This window comes from Nocardiopsis sp. EMB25, assembly GCF_026797795.1.
GTDB lineage: Bacteria > Actinomycetota > Actinomycetes > Streptosporangiales > Streptosporangiaceae > Nocardiopsis > Nocardiopsis lucentensis.
Map to the genome: position 1 here is coordinate 5,903,560 of NZ_JAMTDN010000001.1, position 21,482 is coordinate 5,925,041.

At 70.8% G+C, this 21,482-nt stretch carries 22 protein-coding genes; 17 read left to right on the plus strand and 5 right to left on the minus strand.

All coding sequences use genetic code 11. The features are described 5' to 3' along the window. Positions 1–4: 4 nt before the first annotated feature. Positions 5–715: a class I SAM-dependent methyltransferase gene (locus tag KIK06_RS26255; protein ID WP_268645525.1), complete on the minus strand. Its 711-nt coding sequence runs from the start codon at positions 713–715 to the stop codon at positions 5–7. 122 nt (positions 716–837) lie between these two features. Between KIK06_RS26255 and KIK06_RS26260 the strand changes: the two genes are divergently transcribed. The 11 genes from KIK06_RS26260 (at position 838) to ccsB (ending at position 13,526) form a co-directional block, all read left to right on the plus strand. Beyond that, complete coding sequence (locus KIK06_RS26260) at positions 838–1,797, plus strand: sugar phosphate isomerase/epimerase family protein (protein WP_268645526.1); 960 nt, start codon at positions 838–840, stop codon at positions 1,795–1,797. 80 nt (positions 1,798–1,877) lie between these two features. Next, positions 1,878–2,672 carry a pyrroline-5-carboxylate reductase gene (gene proC, locus KIK06_RS26265; RefSeq protein WP_017601083.1) on the plus strand — a complete coding sequence of 265 codons (795 nt, stop codon included), beginning with the start codon at positions 1,878–1,880 and terminating at the stop codon, positions 2,670–2,672. Between the two features lie 456 nt (positions 2,673–3,128). Next, complete coding sequence (locus tag KIK06_RS26270; protein WP_268645527.1) at positions 3,129–4,637, plus strand: DUF1109 domain-containing protein; 1,509 nt, start codon at positions 3,129–3,131, stop codon at positions 4,635–4,637. A gap of 220 nt (positions 4,638–4,857) precedes the next feature. Further along, on the plus strand, positions 4,858–6,321 hold the full coding sequence (locus KIK06_RS26275) for a DUF1109 domain-containing protein (RefSeq protein ID WP_268646196.1): 1,464 nt from the start codon (positions 4,858–4,860) through the stop codon (positions 6,319–6,321). Between the two features lie 195 nt (positions 6,322–6,516). Then, entirely contained in the window at positions 6,517–7,677 is a 1,161-nt protein-coding gene (locus tag KIK06_RS26280; RefSeq protein WP_026128039.1) for an acetoin utilization protein AcuC, read from the plus strand. A 193-nt stretch (positions 7,678–7,870) separates the two neighbouring features. Continuing rightward, complete coding sequence (locus KIK06_RS26285; protein WP_268645528.1) at positions 7,871–8,668, plus strand: phosphatase; 798 nt, start codon at positions 7,871–7,873, stop codon at positions 8,666–8,668. A 253-nt stretch (positions 8,669–8,921) separates the two neighbouring features. Then, complete coding sequence (locus KIK06_RS26290) at positions 8,922–9,125, plus strand: helix-turn-helix domain-containing protein (protein ID WP_017601078.1); 204 nt, start codon at positions 8,922–8,924, stop codon at positions 9,123–9,125. Between the two features lie 225 nt (positions 9,126–9,350). Continuing rightward, positions 9,351–10,109: a TlpA family protein disulfide reductase gene (locus tag KIK06_RS26295; protein ID WP_152486432.1), complete on the plus strand. Its 759-nt coding sequence runs from the start codon at positions 9,351–9,353 to the stop codon at positions 10,107–10,109. After that, positions 10,109–10,912 carry a cytochrome c biogenesis CcdA family protein gene (locus tag KIK06_RS26300; protein ID WP_268645529.1) on the plus strand — a complete coding sequence of 268 codons (804 nt, stop codon included), beginning with the start codon at positions 10,109–10,111 and terminating at the stop codon, positions 10,910–10,912. The genes KIK06_RS26295 and KIK06_RS26300 overlap by 1 nt, the downstream gene beginning before the upstream one ends. Further along, the gene (gene resB, locus KIK06_RS26305) at positions 10,912–12,534 is read left to right on the plus strand and encodes a cytochrome c biogenesis protein ResB (protein WP_268645530.1); all 1,623 of its coding nucleotides are present in this window, start codon (positions 10,912–10,914) and stop codon (positions 12,532–12,534) included. The genes KIK06_RS26300 and resB overlap by 1 nt, the downstream gene beginning before the upstream one ends. Positions 12,535–12,560: 26 nt before the next feature. Beyond that, positions 12,561–13,526 carry a c-type cytochrome biogenesis protein CcsB gene (ccsB, locus tag KIK06_RS26310; protein ID WP_193789788.1) on the plus strand — a complete coding sequence of 322 codons (966 nt, stop codon included), beginning with the start codon at positions 12,561–12,563 and terminating at the stop codon, positions 13,524–13,526. Between the two features lie 87 nt (positions 13,527–13,613). Here the strand turns inward: ccsB and KIK06_RS26315 are convergent, their stop codons facing one another. Then, positions 13,614–13,970: a PLD nuclease N-terminal domain-containing protein gene (locus KIK06_RS26315; protein WP_017601073.1), complete on the minus strand. Its 357-nt coding sequence runs from the start codon at positions 13,968–13,970 to the stop codon at positions 13,614–13,616. A gap of 131 nt (positions 13,971–14,101) precedes the next feature. Further along, positions 14,102–14,302 (minus strand): BldC family transcriptional regulator, encoded by a 201-nt coding sequence (locus KIK06_RS26320; RefSeq protein WP_026128038.1) that lies wholly within the window; start codon positions 14,300–14,302, stop codon positions 14,102–14,104. A 434-nt stretch (positions 14,303–14,736) separates the two neighbouring features. Between KIK06_RS26320 and KIK06_RS26325 the strand changes: the two genes are divergently transcribed. Next, entirely contained in the window at positions 14,737–15,054 is a 318-nt protein-coding gene (locus KIK06_RS26325) for a DUF4229 domain-containing protein (protein WP_268645531.1), read from the plus strand. Between the two features lie 36 nt (positions 15,055–15,090). Here the strand turns inward: KIK06_RS26325 and KIK06_RS26330 are convergent, their stop codons facing one another. Continuing rightward, on the minus strand, positions 15,091–16,356 hold the full coding sequence (locus KIK06_RS26330) for a hypothetical protein (protein ID WP_268645532.1): 1,266 nt from the start codon (positions 16,354–16,356) through the stop codon (positions 15,091–15,093). A 165-nt stretch (positions 16,357–16,521) separates the two neighbouring features. Then, positions 16,522–16,833 (minus strand): hypothetical protein, encoded by a 312-nt coding sequence (locus tag KIK06_RS26335; RefSeq protein WP_268645533.1) that lies wholly within the window; start codon positions 16,831–16,833, stop codon positions 16,522–16,524. A 309-nt stretch (positions 16,834–17,142) separates the two neighbouring features. Here KIK06_RS26335 and KIK06_RS26340 point away from each other — a divergent pair, with 309 nt between their 5' ends. From KIK06_RS26340 to KIK06_RS26360, 5 genes are all read left to right on the plus strand, one after another. Then, positions 17,143–17,853 (plus strand): demethylmenaquinone methyltransferase, encoded by a 711-nt coding sequence (locus tag KIK06_RS26340; protein WP_268645534.1) that lies wholly within the window; start codon positions 17,143–17,145, stop codon positions 17,851–17,853. A gap of 434 nt (positions 17,854–18,287) precedes the next feature. Then, a complete protein-coding gene (locus tag KIK06_RS26345) occupies positions 18,288–19,592 on the plus strand; it encodes a geranylgeranyl reductase family protein (protein WP_268645535.1) in 1,305 nt (434 codons plus the stop codon). Positions 19,593–19,734: 142 nt separating this feature from the next. Beyond that, on the plus strand, positions 19,735–20,094 hold the full coding sequence (locus KIK06_RS26350; RefSeq protein WP_017601065.1) for an NADH-quinone oxidoreductase subunit A: 360 nt from the start codon (positions 19,735–19,737) through the stop codon (positions 20,092–20,094). A gap of 64 nt (positions 20,095–20,158) precedes the next feature. Beyond that, positions 20,159–20,704 carry a NuoB/complex I 20 kDa subunit family protein gene (locus KIK06_RS26355; RefSeq protein ID WP_017601064.1) on the plus strand — a complete coding sequence of 182 codons (546 nt, stop codon included), beginning with the start codon at positions 20,159–20,161 and terminating at the stop codon, positions 20,702–20,704. 2 nt (positions 20,705–20,706) lie between these two features. Continuing rightward, positions 20,707–21,459: an NADH-quinone oxidoreductase subunit C gene (locus KIK06_RS26360; RefSeq protein WP_268645536.1), complete on the plus strand. Its 753-nt coding sequence runs from the start codon at positions 20,707–20,709 to the stop codon at positions 21,457–21,459. The last annotated feature ends 23 nt before the right edge of the window (positions 21,460–21,482 follow it).

Consider the following 21,482-nt stretch of genomic DNA (forward strand, 5'->3'; position numbering starts at 1 on the left):
CCTCTCAATACCTCTTCCACCACACGTTGACCGCGTAGTCCACGGACAGTCCCCGGTGGGAATCGATGATCTCGGCCGCCAGGGCGGCGGGGAACTCGATCCGCACCACGGCCTCGAAGTCACGCCGGTCCGTGAACTCCCAGCGCATCGTCAGGGCCTCGCGGTGGAAGCCGTGCGCCGTCCAGAACCGCTCCACGGCTCCGGGGTCGTAGCTCGGGAGCGAGCGCCGGAACCACACGCCGAACGTGGAACGGGTGGCGTCGTTGTCGATGACGAACGCGACCCCGCCGCGCCGCATGACCCGGTCCAGTTCGCCCAGACCGGGCTCGCACCCGGGGCCGAAGAAGTAGGCCCACCGGGCGTGCGCGACCTCCACGGTGGCGTCGGGGACGGGGAGGTTCTGCGCCGTCCCGTCCAGCACCCTGACGTGGTCCAGACCGCGCACCCGCCCCCGTGCCGCCTCCGCCAGCCGGGGGTGCGGCTCCACACCCGTGACCCGCCGCGCCCGCGAGGCGAACCCGGGCAGGTGGTAACCGGTCCCGCAACCGACGTCCAGCACGTGGGCGTCGTCGATCGGCCGCACGCGCCCCATGGCCGCGGCGATCACCCCGTCGGGGTCGACGGCGTCGTTCTCCAGTTCGTAGGTGTGCGGATGCTTCCAGATGTTGGGGCTGGGGATCGCGTCCCCGGGGATCACGGGGCGTCTGTGGATCATGTCCGAACCCTAGACCCGCGGCTGACCGCGCTTCGTCGAACCCGTCACCCCCGAGCGCGCGGCACGCCGTGGTCCCGACGTCGAGGGGCGCGCGGGGGCGGGTAGCGCATAGTCTGGGTCTCGTGAGCCCTATCCAGGTCCCAGACGCGCCCGTCGTGCTCTCGTCGGCGTCGGTCTACCCGGAGAAGACCCCGGCCGCCTTCGAGATCGCCGCGAAGCTGGGTTACGACGGCGTGGAGGTGCTCGTCTCCTCCGACCCCGCCAGCCAGGACATCGACCTCCTGCGGCGCCTCTCGGACTACCACCAGATGCCCGTCACCGCCGTCCACTCCCCCTGTCTGGTCCTGACCCAGCGCGTGTGGGGCCGCGATCCCTGGGGCAAGCTCGTCAAGTCCAAGGAGATGGCCGAGGCCCTGGGCGCGAAGGCGATCGTGGTCCACCCCGCCTTCCGCTGGCAGCGCGAGTACGCCAAGGAGTTCGAGACCGGCGTCGCCCGCATGCAGGACGAGACCGACGTCGTCTTCGCCGTGGAGAACATGTACCCGGTGCGCGTCCGCGACCGCGAGGTCGTGCCCTACGCGCCGAGCTGGAACCCGCTCGACCGCGACTACGCCGACGTCACCCTCGACCTGTCGCACACCGCCATGTCCGGCTCCGACGCGATGGACATGGCCAAGCGGCTCGGTGACCGCCTCTCCCACGTCCACGTCGCCGACGGCTTCGGCGGCCAGAACCTCGACGAACACCTCATCCCGGGACGCGGCCGCCAGCCCGTCGCCGAACTCCTGGAGTATCTGGCCGCCGACGGCTACGAGGGTCAGCTGGTCCTGGAGGTGAGTACCCGCAAGGCCCCCGACCGCCGGGCCCGCATGCGGGAACTGGCCGAGGCGCTGGCCTTCACCCGGCTGCACTTCGCCCGGCCCACCACCGACGCCGGAGGCCGGCCGCGCGACCGGCGCGAACACATCGCCCTCCTGCGCCGCAGACCGGCCGCGCCGCCCCGGCACTTCTCCGTGGACCCCCAGGGGACCGTCGACGACCAGGACGCGGACCGGGGAAGGGACGCGGACGGCGACCACTGACCGTCCACGGTGTGAGACGCCCCGTCCGCACCGGAGCGGCCGTGCGGTTAGCGTGGAGGGGACCCGCAGAGAGGACCTTCATGATCGCGATCATCGGCGCCGGAAAAATGGGCGAGGCGCTCCTCGCCGGGATGCTGGCCACCGGCCACGCGCCGGAGGACGTCCTGGTCACCGAGCCGCGCGTAGAGCACGCCGACGAGCTTCGCCAGCGGTACGGGGTCGAGGTGGTCCCCTCGGCGGACGCCGCCAAGCGCGCCGACACGCTGCTGCTCGCCCTCAAACCGCAGGACATGGTGGACCTGCTGGAGGAGCTCTCTCCCCACCTGTCCCCGGACCGCCTCGTCATCTCCGTCGCGGCCGGGCTCACCACCTCCGTGATGGAGAGCCACCTGCCCGTCGGGGTTCCCGTGGTGCGCGCCATGCCGAACACCCCCGCGCTCATGGGCCGTGGCATGACCGCCATCGCGGGCGGCGCCAACACCGATCAAGCACACCTGGCCCGCGCCGAGGACCTGCTGGGCGCCGTCGGCGAGGTGATCCGCGTCGGTGAGCAGCACATGGACACCGTGACGGCGATCTCCGGGAGCGGACCGGCCTACTTCTACTTCATCGCCGAGACGATGGTCGAGGCGGGGGTGGCGATGGGTATGCCGCGCGCCACCGCGCAGAAGCTCGTCGAGCAGACGATGACCGGGGCCGCCGCCATGCTCACGGACTCCGGTGAGCACCCCGTGGTCCTGCGCGAGGCCGTGACCTCGCCGGGCGGGACCACGGCGGCCGCTCTGCGCGAACTGGAGCGCCACGGCGTGCGCACCGCGTTCACCGACGCCATCGAGGCCGCCCGCGACCGCAGCCGGGCGCTGTCCGGGAGCTGACCCAGAGTCACGATTGGCCGGGTCCGGCCGGGGTTCCAGGGGTAGGACGTCCCCATGCGCGGATAGTGTCGGGATAAGGGGACATCGGTCCCCGTCTCGGTCCCGTGCGCGGGACGTCCCATCCCCTCCCGATCCCAGGGCCCCATGACTTCACCACCTCCTCCCTCCGACCCCTCCCAGCAGCCTCCCGGACAACCTCAGCCCGGCCAGCCGCCGTACCCGGGTCAGCAGCCCCCGTCGGGTCCGCAGCAGCCCCAGCCCGGCCAGCCGCCCCAGCCGGGGCCGCCTCCGCAGCAGGGGCCGCCGCAGCCGCCCGGCGGAGGCTTCGCGCCCGCTCCGGGCGGACCGCCCTCAGGCCCCCAGTTCAGCTCGCCGCCCCCCGGGGCCGTCGGCGCGGCCGGGATGGGCGGTCCCCCGCCCGGTGGGATGCCCCCCGGTGGGATGCCGCCCGGTGGGATGCCCCCCGGGCAGTTCGGTGCTCCGCCGCCCCGGCCGCCCCGGATGGGGCTGTTCGCCTCTCCCACGGCGCTGCGGGCAGCGCTGCTCAACCTCTCCGGGGTCGGCGCCGGATACCTCTACCTGCGGCAGTGGATCTTCTTCGGGGTCGCGCTGGTCGTCACCATCGGTCTCCTGGTCGGTGCCGCCCTCCACGGAGCCGCCGACCACCTGCTGATCTGGGTGCCCGTCCTCCTGGTGTGGTTCCTGGCCGCGGGTGTCCACGGCCTGTTCGCCGGACGCTCCCACGACGAGCGCGCCACGGCCGCGGGCGGCGAGCCCGCGAGGAGGCTCGCCCCCGTGCTGACCGCCGTCGGTCTGGTGGTCGCGGTGGTCGCGGCGCTGGCCGGTGTGTGGCAGGCGGGCGAGTGGCGGCTGCGTGTGGCCGACGCCGCCCACGCCCGGGGCGACTGCGACGGGGCCGTCAGCATCTACGAGCAGGTCGAGGGCGGTTTCCAGCTCTCCATGTCGCCGTCCCTGATGGACCGCGCGCGCTCCGGCGTCGAGGCGTGCGGGATCCTCACCCGGGCCCAGGGACAGGTGTCGTCCGAGGACTACGACCAGGCCCTCGACACCTACAACAGCTACTTCGCGCACCCGGCCTCCCGGTGGGAGGACACCGACGGCGAGGTGGCCGACATCCACCTCTCGCACGCCGCGAGTCTGGCGAACGCGGCCGCCGAGGCCTACACCGGAGAGATCACCGACGAGATCCGGAACGACTTCCAGCGGGCCCACGAGATCTACAGCGTCATCCCCGTCGACTACGAGGGGACCGAGGCGGCCGGGCGGGTGCCCGACGCCATGGTCGACCTGTACGAACTGGGCACCTCGGACTACGCCGAGGAGCTCTGGTGCGACGCGTTCGACCAGATCGGGGTCTTCGCCGACCTCGACTGGTCCCTCGCGCCCGCGGTCGCCGAGCGGATCGACGCCGAGGCCCCCGAGGCCGCGCGCCAGTGCGGTTGGGCCGAGGTCGACGGCGGGGACGCCGACCGCGCGGAGGAGATGACCGACTTCCTCGCCGCGGAGTACCCCGACCACGAGGCCGACGACGTCGAGGACCTGGTCCGCCACGTGGGCGCCGCGCAGGTCGAGGCGGAGATGGACCTCCTGCGCGCCGGCGGGGAGAGCACGCTCGAGGTGCAGTCCACCGGCAGCGCGGGCGGTGGTCAGGCCGTCCTGAACTTCACCAACGACAGCGCCTACGACATGCGTCTTCTCTACGTCGGCCCGGACGGTGTCCATGACGACATCACCGCGGCCGGATGTGAGGACTGCGAGGACTACAGCTCGCCGCCGTCCGGCAACTCGTGCTTCGACCGCGGCGGGGAGGCCGTACGGGTCGAGCTGGAGCCGGGTGAGTACCGGGTCCTGCTCGTCCTGGTGGGCAAGACCCGGCCGATGCACGGCACGGTGAACCTCAGCGGCGGCAACGAGTACCAGAGCTGCTTCTACCTCGTGGAGTGACGCGTCGGTGGCCCGGGGCGGACCGAGCGTCCGTCCCGGGCCGTCCCGTACGCGGATAATGTCGGGGAAGGGGATGTCGCTCCCCCTTCCGGTTCCGTGCGCGCCGGACGTCCCATCCCCCGACCCCAGATCCCCCATGACTTCACCACCTCCTCCCTCCGACCCGTCCCCGCAACCGGAACCGGATGAGCGGCCCCCGCAGGATCCGCGGCCGCCCCGGATGGGGATGTTCGCCTCTCCCACGGCGCTGCGGGCCGCGCTGCTCAACCTCTCCGGGTTCGGCGCCGGATACCTCTACCTGCGGCGGCGGGTCCTCTTCGGTGCCACGCTCGCCGTCACGGTCGGCCTCCTGGTCGGTGCCGCCCTCCACGGAGCCGCCGACCACCCGCTGATCTGGGTGCCCGTCCTTCTGGTCTGGTTCCTGGCCGCGGGCGTCCACGGCCTGTTCGCCGGACGCTCCCACGACGAGCGCGCCACGGTGACCGGAGGCCAGCCGCCCAGGAAGCGGGGCCCCGTGCTGTTGGCCGTCGGTCTGCTGCTCGCCGTGGTGGCGGGTCTGGCCGGTGTGTGGCAGGCGGGCGAGTGGCGGCTGCGTGTGGCCGACGCCGCCCACGCCCGGGGCGACTGCGGCGAGGCCCTCGGCACCTACGAGCGGATCGAGGGCGGTTTCCAGCTCTCCATGTCGCCGTCCCTGATGGACCGCGCGCGCTCGGGCGCCGAGGCGTGCCGGATCCTCGACCGTGCCCAGGGCGAGGTGGCGGCGGAGGAGTACGACCAGGCGGTGGACAGCTACGGCGGCTACTTCGCGCACCCGGCCTCCCGGTGGGAGGACGCCGACGGCGAGGTGGCCGACATGCACCTCTCCTACGCGGGAACCCTGGCGAACGCCGCGGCCGAGGGCTACAACGGCAGGGCCACCGGCGACTTCTACGTCGGTCTCCGGCGGGCCCACGAGATCTACGGCCTCATCCCCGTCGACTACGAGGGGAGTGAGGCCGTCGGGCGGGTCCCCGACGCCATGATGGAGCTCTACGAGCTGGGGACCTCCGACTACGCGAAGGAGCGCTGGTGCCCAGCCTTCGACCAGATCGGGGTCTTCGCCGACCTCGACTGGTCCCTCGCGCCCGCGGTCGCCGAGCGGATCGACTTCGAGGTCCCGGACTCGGCCCGCCGGTGCGGTTGGGCCGAGGTCGACGGCGGGGACGCCGACGGCGCGGAGGAGATGGCCGACTTCCTCGCCGCGGAGTACCCGGACCACGAGGCCGACGACGTTGAAGACCTGGTCCGCCACGTGGGCGCCGCGCACATCCAGGAGGAGATGGATCTCCTGCGCGACGGCGGGGAGACCGAGTTCGACACGCGGGCCACCGGCGGCGCGGGCGGTGACGTGGCCGTCCTGAACTTCACCAACGACACCCGCTACGACATGCGCTTCCTCTACGTCGGCCCGGACGGTGTCCACGGTGACATCACCACACCCGGGTGCGACGACTGCGAGGACTACAGCTCGCCGCCCTTCCTCAGCTCGTGCCTCACGCGCGGAGGGGAGGCCATGCGGTTGGAACTGGAGCCGGGTGAGTACCGGATGCTGCTCACCATGGTGGGCGAGACCCGGCCGATGCACGGCACGGTGAACCTCAGCGGCGGCAACGAGTACCAGGAGTGCTATTTCGTCGGGGGGTAACGCGTCGGCGGTCCGGGGCGGACCGGGTGCCCGCCCCGGACCGCCCCGGACGCCCTCCCGGCGCCGGGTCCTGTCGCGCCCGCCTCCGACCCCGGGGTCCCGCTGCCGAACGGCGGTGCGTACTGTGTGCAGTGGAGCACGCGCACCTGGAACGGGGGTCACGGCATGGGAGGGCGCACGTCCTGTTCGCTCCGACTGGCGTGGGACGACGGACTGACCGCCTACGACTTCGGACCGCAGCACCCGATGGCGCCGGTCCGCGTCGAGCTGACCATGGCGCTCAGCCGTGAGCTGGGGGTCCTGGACGCTCCCGGTGTGAGCCTCCTGGACGTGGAGCCCGCCTCCGACGAACTCCTGTCGCTGGTGCACGATCCGGCCTACATCCAGGCGGTGAAGCGGGCCGGGAAGACCCTGGAGCCCGACGACGCCCACATGCTCGGCACCCCCGACAACCCGGTCTTCCCCGACATGCACGACGCCGCCGCGCTCATCTCCGGCGCGTCCGTCGCCGCCGCGCGGGCGGTGTGGAGCGGTGAGACCGCGCACGCCGCCAACATCGCGGGCGGGCTCCACCACGCCATGCGCGGCCACGCCTGGGGCTTTTGCGTGTACAACGACCCGGCGCTGGCCATCGCCTGGATGCTGGAGCAGGGGGCGAAGCGCATCGCCTACGTCGACGTCGACGTCCACCACGGCGACGGCGTGCAGCGCGCCTTCTACGACGACCCCCGCGTCCTCACCATCAGCCTCCACGAGTCGCCGACCACGCTCTTCCCCGGCACCGGCCAGGCCGCCGAGACGGGTGGACCGGGCGCCGAGGGCTACGCGGTCAACGTCGCCCTCCCGGCCGGGACCGGGGACACCGGGTGGCACCGCGCCTTCGACGCGGTCGTGCCCCCGCTGCTGCACGAGTTCCAGCCCGAGATCCTCGTCACCCAGCAGGGCTGCGACACCCATGCCCTGGATCCCCTGGCCAACCTCACGCTCAGCCTCGACGGGCAGCGCCGCGCCTACACCGAGCTGCACAAGCTCGCCCAGAAGACCGCCGGCGGCCGGTGGCTGCTCTTCGGCGGCGGTGGATACGGTCTCGTGCACGTCGTGCCGCGCGCCTGGACCCACCTGTTGGCCGAGGCCGCCGGGATGCCGGTCGACCCCGACGCCGAGACGCCGCAGAGCTGGCGCGACTTCGTGCGGCGGCGGACGGGGGAGCAGGCCCCGCTCTACATGACGGACGGGCGCGAGGTGGACTTCGCCCGGTTCGAGGACGGCTACGACCCCGGGGACCCGGTCGACCGGGCGATCAACGCGACGCGCACCGCCGTTTTCCCGAGCCACGGAATCGACCCCAGTCTCTGACCTCCCCGGACTCTTCGGGCGTTTCTCCGCGTGCCTGTGCAGGTGTACGTACACGGTGGAAATCACCAGGTTTGGGCGTGGCGCGCGTTCAGTGGGTAGGAAGAGGTTGAATACCGGGCGAACGGGAGCAGGCGTCGTGGTGGCCGCACAGTGTGGCGCATGCTTGCCGCGCATTCGAGGAAGGGGAACGCCGGTGACGCCGCCGACACGCGCTGAACTCATCACGTATCTGGTTCGCAAGGGAATCGCCGGGCACGTCGACACCCCGCGCCAGAACAACCTTCGGCACTACCGGCGACTCGTGGACGGCGATCCCTACCACCGGTTCGGTCTGACCTTCTCCCACGACTGGACCTACTCCGAGGTCCTCGCGCTCATGAGCAAGCGGTGCGGCGTGGTCGGGGACGAGGAGTACGTGTGGGGCATCGACACCATCGACCCGGACCTGACCGTCGACGCGCTGGAGGGGATCGCCGACCGCCTCGCCCTGGCCGCCGAACGCCGCGAATCGGTCATGTTCGCCACCGGACACCCCCTCAAACTGCGTGAGATGTACGCCGCGTGGAAAACCGCGCTGGCCGAGCACGGGTGCCCGGTCGTGACCGCTGCGGGCGGGTACACCTACGAGGTGCCCGCGGAACGCCCCCCGAGCAGCCGGATCGTGGTCTGGGAAGACGATGTCGCGATTGTCACGGACGGCCACCACCCCCGTCACAGCCATCACCCCTTCGCCATGCGTGCCATCCTCGGGGACCTTGAGAACCGGGGTGAGGCGTGGCCGCAGTTGGTCATCGCCGACCACGGTTTCGCGGGGGCGGCAGGGGAGGCCGGGGTGCCCGCGATGGGCTTCGCCGACAGCAACGACCCCGCCCTGTTCCTCGCGGAGCACGAGGGAAAACTACTGGTCACCGTGCCTTTGGACGACGGATATCCGCCCGAGGACTACGTGCCTCTGCGCGATTACGTTCTCGCTCGGGCGGGACTCATGTGATCAGGGTCGACCATTTATACCCAGCGCTAAACCTCTTTGGGGGCGCCGGGGAGGCATGTCGTCGAAGACAGGACAAACGCCCTTTCGCTCCGGCGAACTCCGCCCTACTCTGAAAACGGACGTGTCAGTAGTGACGGTATGACACACCGGCGTGGCGGTGGGACGGGCGCATACCGGGGTCGCCCCTCCGTGAGCTTCCGCGCCGGGCCGAAGGGTAGACAATGCTCACGTCCGGGAATGAGGGCGTCGGAAGATGAACGGGAGCAAGCCGCCTCTCGATGAGGTCAGGTTTTTGACCGTGGCGGAGGTCGCCACGATCATGCGTGTGTCCAAGATGACGGTTTACCGAATGGTGCACTCGGGGGTTCTCCCCGCGATTCGCGTGGGACGTTCCTACCGGGTCCCCGAGCGTGCCGTGCACGACTATCTCCGTGAGGCCTTCGTCGAGGCCGGCTGACGGCGGAGCGGCCGACCGGGGCGGGGCCGTGGGCCCGGCCCTCGGTCTGCTGACCGGGTGATCGCCGGAAGGGGCGGCGCGTCCCCACCACCGCCCCTTCAGGGCCCTCTCCTGCGCTGGGCGAACATCGGTTCCGTCGGGGCGCCGAGGCGGGGTGCCGGGTAGCTACTACACTTTGTCGTTGTTGTAGTCCGCCCTGCTCAGCCCCCTCCGTGAGGATCCTCGATGCCCAGTGCCAGAGTCGGCGCGCGGCCGTGCGTGCCGCGTCTCGCCGTGACCGCGATCGCCGCCGCGCTCGTCCTCACCGGCTGCGCCGGGGGGACCGAGATCCAGAACACCGACGACGCGCGCTTCATCTCCGGTGACGGCAGCGCCACCGCGTTCGACCCGGGGGAGAGGCTGGAGGCGCCCGACGTCACGGGCACCACCCTGGACGGCGAGGAGATCTCGCTGAGCGACTACGAGGGCGGCATCCTCGTCCTCAACGTGTGGGCCAGCTGGTGCGGGCCCTGCCGGGCCGAGCAGCCCGTCCTCGACGAGGTGCACACCGAGTACGCCGACCTGGGCGTGGACTTCCTCGGTGTGAACATGAAGGACGACGACACCGCCGCCCAGTCCTACACCTCCGCCCAGGAGGTGCCCTACCCCAGCCTGTTCGACCCGCCGGGCGAGGTCCCGCAGGCCTTCCGCGACACCGTCCCGCCCCGGTCCATCCCCACCACCATCGTGATCGACCCCGACGGCCGCATCGCCGCCCGCGTCATCGGCCCCACCACCTACGGGCAGTTGACCGAGCTGCTCAACCCGGTGGTGGTCGAGTTCGACCTCGGCGACCCCGAGCAGCGTCCGCGCGTCGCCGAACAGGAGGCGCGGGCCGAGGCGACGGCTGGGGAGAGCGCGCCGCCGGACGCCGACGCGGAGCCCTCCGAGGACACGGACTCCGGTGACGGGGCCGAGGACGGCTCCGACGGGGACACCGACTGATGGACACGATCGGTACCACCGTCCTCAGCGGATCACTCCTCCTGGCCGCGCCCCTGGCCCTGGCCGCCGGGCTCGTGTCCTTCCTCTCCCCGTGTGTGCTGCCCCTGGTCCCGGGCTACCTGTCCTACGTCACGGGCATGAGCGGCACCGCCGTGCGCGAGCGGCGAGCCGCGCCCGGCGGAGGAACGGCCACGGCCGCCGACGTCGACACCGAGCTGGCCTCGCGCCGCTGGACGATGGTCACGGGCAGCGCCCTGTTCATCGCCGGGTTCACACTGGTGTTCGTGGCGGTCGGCGGGTTCGTCGGCTGGCTGGGTGACGCCTTCCTGGAGTACACCGACGTCATCACCCGGGTTCTGGGCGCGCTCACCGTCGTCCTCGGGCTGGCCTTCATGGGCCTCGTCCCCGGACTCGGCCGCGAGTTCCGGTTCCACCGCCTGCCCCGCGCGGGCCTGGCCGGCGCGCCGCTGCTCGGGGTGCTGTTCGGACTCGGTTGGACGCCGTGCATCGGACCGACGCTGGCCGCGGTGCAGTCGCTGGCCTTCGTCGAGGGCGGCGCGGGGCGCGGCATGCTCCTCTCCCTGCTCTACTGCGTCGGGTTGGGACTACCGTTCATCCTGGCCTCGCTGCTCTACCGCAAGGCGCTGGGCGCGTTCGCCTGGCTCACCCGCCACACCCGGGCGGTCACCGTGATCGGGGGTGTCATGCTCGTTCTGGTCGGCCTGGCGATGGTCACCGGCCTCTGGAACGAGCTGACCACCACCATGCAAGGGTGGACCGCCGGATACCAGACGGTGATCTGATGACCCAGACCGAGACCGGAACCCCACCCGCGGAGTCCGCGGACGAGCCCGCCGCGGCCCAGCCGAAGGGCATCGGCGTCGTCGGATGGCTGCGCTGGACCTGGCGGACCCTGACCTCGATGCGCACCGCGCTGATCCTGCTGTTCCTGCTCGCGGTCGGCGCCATCCCCGGATCGATCCTGCCGCAGAACGTGGTCAGCGTCGACGAGGTCAACACCTACGTCCGGGAGCACCCCGACCTGGCCCCGTGGCTGGACCGGTTCTCCCTGTTCGACGTCTTCTCCTCGCCCTGGTACGCGGCGATCTATCTGCTCCTGTTCGTCTCCCTGGCGGGCTGCGTCCTGCCGCGCGCCGTCGCGCACGCCCGCGCGCTGCGGGCCCGCCCGGTGCGCACCCCGCGCCACCTGGGCCGGATGCCGTACGCGGCGCGGTTCTCGACGGACGCGGACCCGGACACCGTCCTGGAGCAGGCGCGGAAGGTTCTGCGCGGCTACCGTGTCGAACGGTACGGCGACTCCCTCTCCAGCGAGACCGGCTACCTGCGCGAGGCCGGGAACGTGCTGTTCCACCTGGCGCTGCTGGGGCTCCTGCTGGCGTTGGCCGCGGGCGCGTTCTTCGGGTACCGGGGCAACGTGCTCATGGTCGAGGGGACCGGCTTCGCCAACACGCTGCCCTCCTACGACGCCATCTATCCGGGGCACTGGACCGACACCGACGACCTTCAGCCCTTCACGCTCGAACTCGACGACTTCGAGGCGACCTTCATCGAGGAGGGCGGCCTGCGCGGACAGGCCTCCTCCTACGTGGCGGACATGGTCTACCGGGAGTCGCCCGACGCCGGGGAGGGGCGGCACCGGCTGGAGGTCAACCACCCGCTGACCGTCGACGGGGTGCAGATCTACCTGCTCGGCCACGGGTACGCGCCGGAGTTCGTGGTCCGCGACGCGGACGGCGACGTGGTCTTCGACCAGGCGGTGCCGTTCCTGTACCGCGAGACCGCCACCTTCACGTCCGACGGCGTGATCAAGGTCCCCGACACCGGTGGCGAACAGCTGGGCTTCGTCGGCGTCTTCCTGCCGACGGCCGCCGAGACCGACACCGGGGAGCTGGTCTCGACCTTCCCCGGGGCGGAGAACCCGCGGGTGACCCTGGAGGGCTACCAGGGCGACCTGGGGCTGATCGAACCGCAGTCGGTCTACCGGTTGAGCACCGAGGGAATGGAGGAGCTCGGCTCCTCGCCCGTGATGGAGGTCGGTGACACCTGGGAGCTCCCGGACGGGGCCGGGTCCGTCACCTTCTCCGGGGTCAGCGAGTACGTCAGCCTTCAGACCAACCGGGACGGGTCCCGGCCCTTCGCGCTGGGGGCGGCCGCGACGGCGGTCGGCGGGCTGCTCATCACCCTGTTCGTCCGTCCGCGCCGCGTGTGGGTGCGCGCCACGGAGGACGCGGCCGGCCGCACCACCGTCGAGGTGGCCGGGCTCGGCAAGACCGAGGTGGCCGGGGACAACGCCGAGTTCCATGAACTCACCACCAGGCTCGCCGACCGGCTCCGTGACGGGTCCGCCGGGACGATGCCGCCCAACACACCATCCGACCCAGTCGACGAACGGAGTGACCGGTGACGTATGCCGGAGTGTCGAACGAGGCGATGGCGTCAGCCAGCGACACGCTGATCATCGGGATGATCCTCGCGTACGCGGCGGCGCTGTTCCTCTTCGCGATCGAGGCCGCCTACGGGCGCCGCACCAAGTTGAGGGCCGGCCGGCTCATGCCGGTGGCCGCCGGGGCCGGGACGGACTCCGACCAGGCCGACGACGGCATCGAGGTCCAGGTCCGCACACGTGAGGGGGAGGCACGGGCCTCCCAGAGCGTCCTCGGCCGGATCGCCCTCGGGGTGACGACGCTCGGCTTCGTGATGAGCGTCGCCCAGGTGGTCACGCGCGGCCTGGCCGCGCAGCGGTGGCCGTGGGGCAACATGTTCGAGTTCGTCGTCGCCCTGTGCCTGGTCGCCGTGGCCGGACTGCTGTTCGCGTCCTTCCGCTACCAGGCGCGGTTCCTGGGGGCGTTCGTCCTCGTCCCCGTGCTGCTGTTGCTGGGGATCGGTGTGCGGTGGCTGTACGTGGACCCGGGACCGCTCATCCCGGCGCTCCACTCGTACTGGGTGCCGATCCACATCACCGCCCTGATCATCGCGGGTGGTTCGTTCATGGTCTCCGGTGTCGCGGGCATCACCTACCTGGTGTCCGACCGGACCGAGGCGCGGCGGGCGCGTGGCGAGGAGGTCACGGGCGTGGCCGGTCGGCTGCCCAGCCCGGAGCTGCTCGACCGCCTCTCGCACCGGTTCATCCTGTTCGCGTTCCCGCTGTGGACCTTCGGCATCATCGCGGGCGCGATCTGGGCGGACGAGGCGTGGGGCCGTTTCTGGGGATGGGACCCCAAGGAGGTGTGGTCGTTCATCTCGTGGGTGATCTACGCGGCCTACCTGCACGCCCGGGCCACCGGCGGCTGGCGGGGCCGGAAGGCGACCTGGATCAACGTGATCGGCTTCGCGACCGTGATGTTCAACTTCTTCGCGGTGAACTACGTGTTCAGCGGACTGCACTCCTACGCGTGACCGGCCGCCGGGCCCGGCGCCGGAACGACGGTGGGGCCGCACCCCCTCGCGGGTGCGGCCCCACCGTCGTGTGAACCGTGCGGTCGTTCATTCGTCCGGATCGATGCGGCGGTTGAGCCGTCGCAGGAACTCGGGATCGTCGTCGGGCCCGAGCGGATGCGGGCTGTCGGAGGGCTTGGCGAAGTCGGACGGGTCGAGGTCGTCAGCGGCGGACCCGGCCTGAGCCGGAGAGGGCGCGCCACCGTGCGCCGGGGTCGACTGGCGAGGTCGCCCCAGGAAGAGCCACAGAATCGCACCAACGGGCATGAACACCGCGATGACGACCAACCACAGGAACTTCGGTAGGTTACGCACATCCTGGGCTGACGTGGTGAGCGCGTCGCAGAACGCGTACACCCACAGAACGATCGTCGCGAGAGTGATCAGGCCACCGAGCCACACCATGCTTCCAGCCTACTCTTGCTGTCGACTCCTCACAGCTGGACACCGACACGGGATTCGGGAGTCCGTACGGGGGTGCCGCGGACCGTGGAGGTGAGCGTCGCGTCCCCGCCCCTCGGAAGACGGGGGCTCCCTCAGCGCGCGCTCTCGCTCGGTTCGCCGAGCAGGAGCGCGCGTACCTCGGACTCCCGGAAGCGGCGGTGGCCGCCGGGGGTGCGGATGCTGCTGATTCGCCCGGAGGCGGCCCAGCGGGTGACGGTCTTGGGATCAACCCGGAAGAGTGAGGCCACTTCCCCGGGGGTCAACAGGCGTTCGCTTGCTCGTTCCACCTTCACATTCCCCCAATCGTGCCCGCCTCGGACTGCGGGGGCGGCGGGCGTTTGATCCCCTAGTGTGCACGAGTTGGTCCGTTTCCTCCCTAGTTTTCGGAGAAATTGCGTTGTTGGGGGGAGGAGTACGGGATATGTGACCGGAACGTGATGTTCGGCCCTTGCTGTCGGGATTGGAAACATCCCATGACCATCCGGGCCCATGGCTGGACCGTCCCGGCCACCCCTGGAGAGACGACACACGCAGCCCTGGTGCGGGCCTCCTCGTGCACGCCCTTAACCTGGAGGTCAGGGCTTCTGGGGCGTCACCCGATCGGCACACGTGCGGGCGGTACGACCGCCCGGAACGCTCCCGGCCCGTCGGGGGCCGGGCGCAATCGCGCGCTGATGGGTGTTGCGACCAATCTAGTCCAGGTAATCGTCTGTTGTGAGGCTTTTCCATGCGTAGCTGGCTGACCTATACCGCTGCCCGCCTCGGGCTGTTCGCCGCGGCCTTCGGGATCGTCTATCTGTTCGGCGCGCGGTCGTGGATCGCGCTGATGCTCGCATGGCTCATCAGCGGACTCATCTCCTACGTCCTGCTGTCGAAGCTGCGGGACCAGATGTCCGCCGCCACGATCGAGCGCCTGAACAAGCGCCGCGACCCGGGGGTGGGCGAGCGGCTGTCGACCGGCGCCGCGCGGGAGGACGACGCCGAGGCCGACCGGGACTGGGAGCGGACGGACGGTCAGCCGCGCGCGTCGGCCGGGGACGCCTGACCCCGCCTCCCGGCCGTCCACGCGCGGGCGGCCGCCTCAGGCGGGCGGGAACATGCCGAGGCGGGCGCGGTACTCGCCGCCCAGCCGCTCGGTGTCGCTGCCGACATAGAGGCCGTCCGGGGTGGCGTGCAGGGCCTCCACGCCGTGGCCCCGGTCGCGGCCGGGGTTCCAGGCCAAGGCACGGCCGGTCTCAGGGTCGACCGCCGCGATCCCCTCGCGCTCGACCGAACCGGGCCCGGCGTTGTGCGCCCCCTTCTCGTTGTCCATCCAGCGCTGGTGTCCGCCGACGTAGACCGCCGCGTCCGTGACCTCCACCGAGTAGACCGCGTCGCCTCCGGTCTTGTTGAACCAGGTGGGAGTGGCGTCCGGAGTGTCGGTGACCTCGAAGCGGACGGCGGCCTTGCACAGTCCGGGCTTGATCCTGGGGCCGCCGGCGGTCACGACGGCGAAGTAGGCGCCGTCGGGGGAGAAGGACATCTGCCGCATGTACGTGTGCATGAGGGAGTAGTCGCAGTCGGGTTCGAAGGCCGAGGTGGACCACGGGGTCAGGGCGCCGCTCGCGGTGTCGATCATGGCGATCTGGTGGCGCTCCTCGCCGTCGACCCTCGTGAAGGTGCCGTTGATGAGGAGTCGCCCGCCATCGGGGCTCAGCGCGAGTTCCTGGAGGCGGGACCCGCCGCGCCGGGGGTGGGAGATCCGAGGGGCGAAGCCGGGGTCGACCGTTCCGGTGCGGGCGTCGATCCGGGCCAGACCGAGGCGCTCCGTGTCGTTCAGGCCGCCGAAGGCGCCGCCGACGTAGACGTCCGTTCCGTCCGTGGCGAGGCGGTTGACCTCACCGTTGTCGAGCCGGGCGGTGAACGCGGGAACGGTGCTGCCGTCGTCGAGCGATATCCGGGCCAGCCCCCGCCTCCACTGACCGTTGACGGAACGGAATTCCCCACCGATGATCACGGAGTCGTCGGGGCCTTCGACCACCGAGTTGACGGTCCCGCCCACGTCGGGGGCGAAGGACTCGATGACCTGGCCGGTGCCGTGCTCGAAGGCGAACAGGTTGCGCACGTCATGGGTGTCGCCGCGATCGTTGTCGGCGACGCGGTTGAAGTCCCCGGCCACCACGACGACGTCGCCGATGCGCAGGATCTCCTTGACGCGCCCGTCCAGGACGTGCGGGGTCCAGGGGACGGGCCGCTCGCCGACGACCCCCTCGGTCGTCGCCGAGGCGGCCGGTGTCGACAGGGCGGCCCCGGCGGGGAACATGAGCAGCGCGCTCATCGCCAGCGCGGTGAATCGGGTGGGCTTCACGGAGGACTCTCCTCGGTCGTGGGCGGCGGCCGGGGCCGGTGTGCCACGGAAATGGGCGCAGCCACATTGTGGCAAAGAGTAGTTCCCAAATCACACATGGTGACATTCGTAGTGTCACATGTGCCCGAGTTCCTTCGGATACGGGCGGGAATCCGACGCGGGCGTTCAGCCGCGACGGGAGAAGGCCCCGGCGCGGAAGTTGCGTGGCGGGGCCGCGTCCGCGTCCGGGCTCGGTTCGCTTCGCTGTGCGGCCGTGATCGCCTGGCCCAGGCGGTTGAGGGACGATTCCAGGGTGACCAGGTCCGCCTTGACGCGCCGGTGCATCGACGCGGAGGCGCGGACGAGCCGTGGGTGGACGCCGGGCCGGACCTGCGGTTCCCCAGCGGCTTCCGGGATCGCGCGTTCGGCGGCGGTCCCCTGCTCGGACTCGGGGAGCATGGCCTGCTCCTCGCCTGGTTCCACAACGTCGAACTTCACGTCCGCCCCGTCTCCTTTCCGCGCGGTGGGGTCTTGCCCCCACACGTCAGACGACCCCCGCGCGCGTTCGGTTCACCGTTGTCCGCGGGGTCCTCCCCCGGCGGCGGACGTCCCGGACCTCACCTCGTGTGACGTCTGACGCCGGCCGCGCGGGGAGGGCTCCAGAACGACGGGGATCGCGACGGCGGCTCTCGCGCGGGGTAGGCGGGGACAGCGGTGACGGGGGCGGTGCGCCCCCGGAACGCGACGCGTGGGAGCGGATCCGGGGGAGGGGCCCGGTGGCCGGGGCGGCCCCCTTAGGCTGGTCCCATGACCCGCGCCAAGCTCGACAAGAAGCCCCAGGACGTCGCGGCGATGTTCGACGGCATCGCCTCCAGGTACGACCTCGTCAACGACGTCATCTCCCTCGGCCAGGACCGCGTCTGGCGGCGCGCCGTGGTGAACGCGGTGGACGCCCACAGCGGCGAACTGGTCCTGGACCTGGCCGCGGGCACCGGCACCTCCTCGGAGTCCTTCGTGCGCAAGGGCGCGCGGGTCATCGCCTGCGACTTCTCCCTGGGGATGCTGCGCGCGGGGGTCGAGCGGCGCGGCGGCGCCTCGCGCGGCGGGGTCACGTTCGTGGCGGGCGACGCTCTGCGGCTGCCGTTCGCCGACGAGACCTTCGACGCGGTGACCATCTCCTTCGGGCTGCGCAACGTCAACGACGTCGACCAGGCCCTGCGCGAGCTCCTGCGGGTGACCAAGGTCGGCGGGCGGCTGGTGATCTGCGAGTTCAGCCACATTCCGGTCGAGGCGGTGGACCGGATCTACTCCACCTACCTCATGGGGGCGCTGCCGAGGATCGCCGGTGCCGTGTCCGGCCGCAGCGAGGCCTACGACTACCTGTCGGAGTCGATCATGGCGTGGCCGACCCAGCCCGACCTGGCGCGCACCCTACAGGACGCGGGATGGTCCCGGGTCGCGTGGCGCAACCTGACCCTCGGCACGGTCGCCCTGCACCGGGGCTTCCGGGAGAAGTAAAATCAGACATTAGTAACTCTTGACCACATAGGTCACACATAACTCAATAACTGGCAAACCCTGAGGAACTTCCTGTTCTTCAGGGTTTTTCGTGTTGCTGGATGGGTTCGTGTGATGCCGGAAACCGCACCTGAGCTGCGTGTCTGTCAGAGAGTGGCGGTTTTCTGGGGTTGGTGTCACTGTCTGTTGCTGTATGTCCCCTTTATTGCCAGAGGGTTCCGAATACCCCCTCAGGGCTCGCCTATGGACCCTCGGAGGGTCTAGACTGCGGAAAAGTGTCCTTGTGAAGCACTTCACAAGGGCGCGAGGTGTATCCCACAAGCCACAAACCGGACATCCCGGCAGGCAGGGCCACCTCACAACAGACCCCGTGAGCGGGTCGGACCCCGCACAGGCCCGCCACGGTGCACCGCGCGAGTAGTCGAGGACCCACCGTGAGCGAGACAGCCACCTCCTCCCCCAGACGCCGGGAGCGGATCGAGTACGACGCCGACGTGATCATCGTCGGCGCCGGACCCTCGGGCTCCACCACCGCGTACTACCTGGCTCAGGCCGGACTGGACGTCCTCCTGCTGGAGAAGACCTCCTTCCCCCGCGAGAAGGTCTGCGGTGACGGGCTCACACCCCGCGCGGTCAAGCAGCTCACCGCCATGGGGATCACCTTCGAGGACGAGGGCTGGGTCAGGAACCACGGCCTGCGCATCATCGGCGCCGGGGTCCGCCTCGACCTCCCCTGGCCGGACCTCGCCGCCTACCCGGGTTTCGGACTCGTCCGCACCCGCTTCGACTTCGACCAGATCCTGGTCAACCGCGCGGTCGCCGCCGGGGCCAAGCTTCTGGAGCGCACCACCGTCACCGGCCCGCTCATGGACGAGCGCAGCAACCGCATCGTGGGAGTGCACGCCAAGGACGCCGACCGCGAACCCGTCACGTTCCGGGCCCCGCTCGTCGTCGCCGCCGACGGCAACTCCTCCCGCCTGTCCGTGGCCATGGGCATCCGCAAACGCGACGACCGCCCCATGGGCGTGGCCGTGCGCACCTACTTCGAGAGCCCCCGCCACGACGACGACTACCTCGAGTCCTGGCTGGAGCTGTGGGACCGCACCGGTGACCGCGACGTCCTCCTGCCCGGCTACGGCTGGGTCTTCGGCGTCGGCGACGGCACCTGCAACGTCGGCCTCGGCATCCTCAACTCCACGTCCTCCTTCCAGGACGTGGACTACCGCAGGCTCCTGCGCCGGTGGACCGACAGCATGCCTGAGGGCTGGGGCTTCACGGAGGACAACCAGAAGGGCGCCGTCCGCGGCGCCGCGCTCCCGATGGGCTTCAACCGCGTGCCCCACTACTCCCGCGGCCTCATGCTCGTCGGTGACGCGGGCGGCATGGTCAACCCCTTCAACGGCGAGGGCATCGCCTACGCCATGGAGGCCGGAAGCATCGCCGCCGACGTGATCACGCAGGCGCACGGGCGCCCCACGCAGCAGACCCGCGAACGGGCCCTCCTGCGCTACCCCCAGGTGCTCGCCGACACCTACGGCGGTTACTACACGCTCGGGCGCTACTTCGTGAGGATGCTCGGCCAGCCCGAGTTCATGAAGTACGCGACCCGCTACGGCCTGCGTCAGCGCACTCTCATGAAGTTCGCGCTGAAGATGCTCGCCAATCTCACCGAACCCACCCAGGGGGACGCCATGGACCGGGTCATCAACGGTCTGTCGCGCATCGCGCCCGCCGCGTAGGGCCGGGACCGGAAGCCACACACAAGCCAGCCCCCCGTCCGCGCGCGGGGGGAATCCCGGGACGAAGGATGGGCCCCCGCTAGTGAAAGCAATCACAAGCATGTTCCACGACCTCCCCGACCAGCCAGAAGGAGGGTGACCGATGGAGCTCTACACACCGATCTTCGTGCTCGGCGGGATCGGCGCCGCGTTCGTCGTGGTGTCGATGGTGGCGGGGGCGGTCATGGGCCCCAAACGCTACAACCGGGCCAAGATGCAGGCCTACGAGTGCGGTATCGAACCCACCCCCCAGCCCGCCGGGGGCGGACGCTTCACCGTCAAGTACTACATGACGGCCATGATGTTCATCGTCTTCGACATCGAGATCATCTTCCTCATCCCCTGGGCCGTGCACTTCGACGCCCTGGGCTGGTTCGGACTGGTCGCGATCGTCCTCTTCCTGGTGAACGTCTCCATCGCCTACGCCTACGAGTGGCGTCGCGGAGGCCTCGAATGGGACTGATTCCGACGACGGCCCGCCCGTCCCGCACCCGGCCAACCCACGGTCCCGAGGAGGTCCGTCACTGATGGGACTCGAGGAGAAACTGCCGAGCGGCATCGCGCTCACCACGGTCGAACAGGTCGTCGGCCTGGCCCGCAAGAGCTCGATGTGGCCCGCGACGTTCGGACTCGCCTGCTGCGCCATCGAGATGATGTCCGTCGGCGGTCCCCACTACGACCTCGCCCGTTTCGGCATGGAGAAGTTCGGCGCCACGCCCCGCCAGGCCGACCTCATGATCGTCGCCGGCCGGGTCAGCCAGAAGATGGCGCCCGTCCTGCGTCAGATCTACGACCAGATGCCCGAGCCCAAGTGGGTCATCGCGATGGGCGTGTGCGCCTCCAGCGGCGGCATGTTCAACAACTACGCGATCGTCCAGGGCGTGGACCACATCGTCCCGGTCGACATCTACCTGCCGGGCTGCCCGCCCCGGCCGGAGATGCTCCTGGACGCCGTGCTCAAGCTGCACGACAAGGTGCAGAACACCAAGCTCGGCGCCCACCGGGAGCAGGAGATCACCGAGACCGAGGAGCGGATGCTGCGCCGTTCGCTGCCGCTGGTGAGCAAGGACTGAGGATGAGCACCGAGAACGAGGCCAACCACAACGGTGACGGCGCGGAGGCCGCGGAGAACCTCCCCGACCGCCGGGGCAGCGAGCGCCTGGCCGCGCCCGTCGTCCGCACCGGCATGTTCGGCGCCACCACCACCGGGGACACCTCCGGCTACGGCGGCCTGCGGGTGCGGGGGAGCGCTCCCGCCGCCAGCTCCCGGCCGTTCACCGACCCGGAGGATGCGCGCACCGCCGACTTCGACCGGGTCGCCGACGACCTGGAGGCCGCCCTGGGCGAGGGGGCGGGGGCCGTGGAGCGGATCGTCGTCGACCGCGGGGAGATCACCTTCCACGTGCGCCGCGACGCCCTGGTCGAGGTCGTCCGGGCCCTGCGCGACGACCCCGCGCTGCGCTACGAGCTCTGCACCGGGGTGTCCGGTGTGCACTTCCCCGAGGACACGGACCGGGAGCTGCACGCCGTCTACCACCTCCGGTCGATCACCCACAACAGCCAGATCCGTGTCGAGACCACCTGCCCCGACGCCGATCCCCACGTCCCCTCGATCGTGTCGGTCTACCCGACCAACGACTGGCACGAGCGCGAGGCCTGGGACTTCTTCGGGATCGTCTTCGACGGGCACCCCGCGCTCACCCGGATCCAGATGCCCGACGACTGGCACGGCCACCCCCAGCGCAAGGACTACCCGCTGGGCGGCGTCCCGGTCGAGTACCGGGGCGCCACCGTGCCCCCGCCGGACGAACGGAGGGCCTACAAGTGAGCCCGCGGACCACCACACCACGG

What these genes read in the sequence shown, in the direction of transcription:
- KIK06_RS26255 (WP_268645525.1), bottom strand. Translation starts at nt 715, where the DNA reads ATGATCCACAGACGCCCCGTGATCCCCGGGGACGCGATCCCCAGCCCC.
- proC (WP_017601083.1), top strand. Translation starts at nt 1,878, where the DNA reads ATGATCGCGATCATCGGCGCCGGAAAAATGGGCGAGGCGCTCCTCGCC.
- KIK06_RS26270 (WP_268645527.1), top strand. Translation starts at nt 3,129, where the DNA reads ATGCCCCCCGGGCAGTTCGGTGCTCCGCCGCCCCGGCCGCCCCGGATG.
- KIK06_RS26275 (WP_268646196.1), top strand. Translation starts at nt 4,858, where the DNA reads ATGGGGATGTTCGCCTCTCCCACGGCGCTGCGGGCCGCGCTGCTCAAC.
- KIK06_RS26290 (WP_017601078.1), top strand. Translation starts at nt 8,922, where the DNA reads ATGAACGGGAGCAAGCCGCCTCTCGATGAGGTCAGGTTTTTGACCGTG.
- KIK06_RS26295 (WP_152486432.1), top strand. Translation starts at nt 9,351, where the DNA reads ATGCCCAGTGCCAGAGTCGGCGCGCGGCCGTGCGTGCCGCGTCTCGCC.
- KIK06_RS26300 (WP_268645529.1), top strand. Translation starts at nt 10,109, where the DNA reads ATGGACACGATCGGTACCACCGTCCTCAGCGGATCACTCCTCCTGGCC.
- resB (WP_268645530.1), top strand. Translation starts at nt 10,912, where the DNA reads ATGACCCAGACCGAGACCGGAACCCCACCCGCGGAGTCCGCGGACGAG.
- ccsB (WP_193789788.1), top strand. Translation starts at nt 12,561, where the DNA reads ATGGCGTCAGCCAGCGACACGCTGATCATCGGGATGATCCTCGCGTAC.
- KIK06_RS26315 (WP_017601073.1), bottom strand. Translation starts at nt 13,970, where the DNA reads ATGGTGTGGCTCGGTGGCCTGATCACTCTCGCGACGATCGTTCTGTGG.
- KIK06_RS26325 (WP_268645531.1), top strand. Translation starts at nt 14,737, where the DNA reads ATGCGTAGCTGGCTGACCTATACCGCTGCCCGCCTCGGGCTGTTCGCC.
- KIK06_RS26340 (WP_268645534.1), top strand. Translation starts at nt 17,143, where the DNA reads ATGACCCGCGCCAAGCTCGACAAGAAGCCCCAGGACGTCGCGGCGATG.
- KIK06_RS26350 (WP_017601065.1), top strand. Translation starts at nt 19,735, where the DNA reads ATGGAGCTCTACACACCGATCTTCGTGCTCGGCGGGATCGGCGCCGCG.
- KIK06_RS26355 (WP_017601064.1), top strand. Translation starts at nt 20,159, where the DNA reads ATGGGACTCGAGGAGAAACTGCCGAGCGGCATCGCGCTCACCACGGTC.
- KIK06_RS26360 (WP_268645536.1), top strand. Translation starts at nt 20,707, where the DNA reads ATGAGCACCGAGAACGAGGCCAACCACAACGGTGACGGCGCGGAGGCC.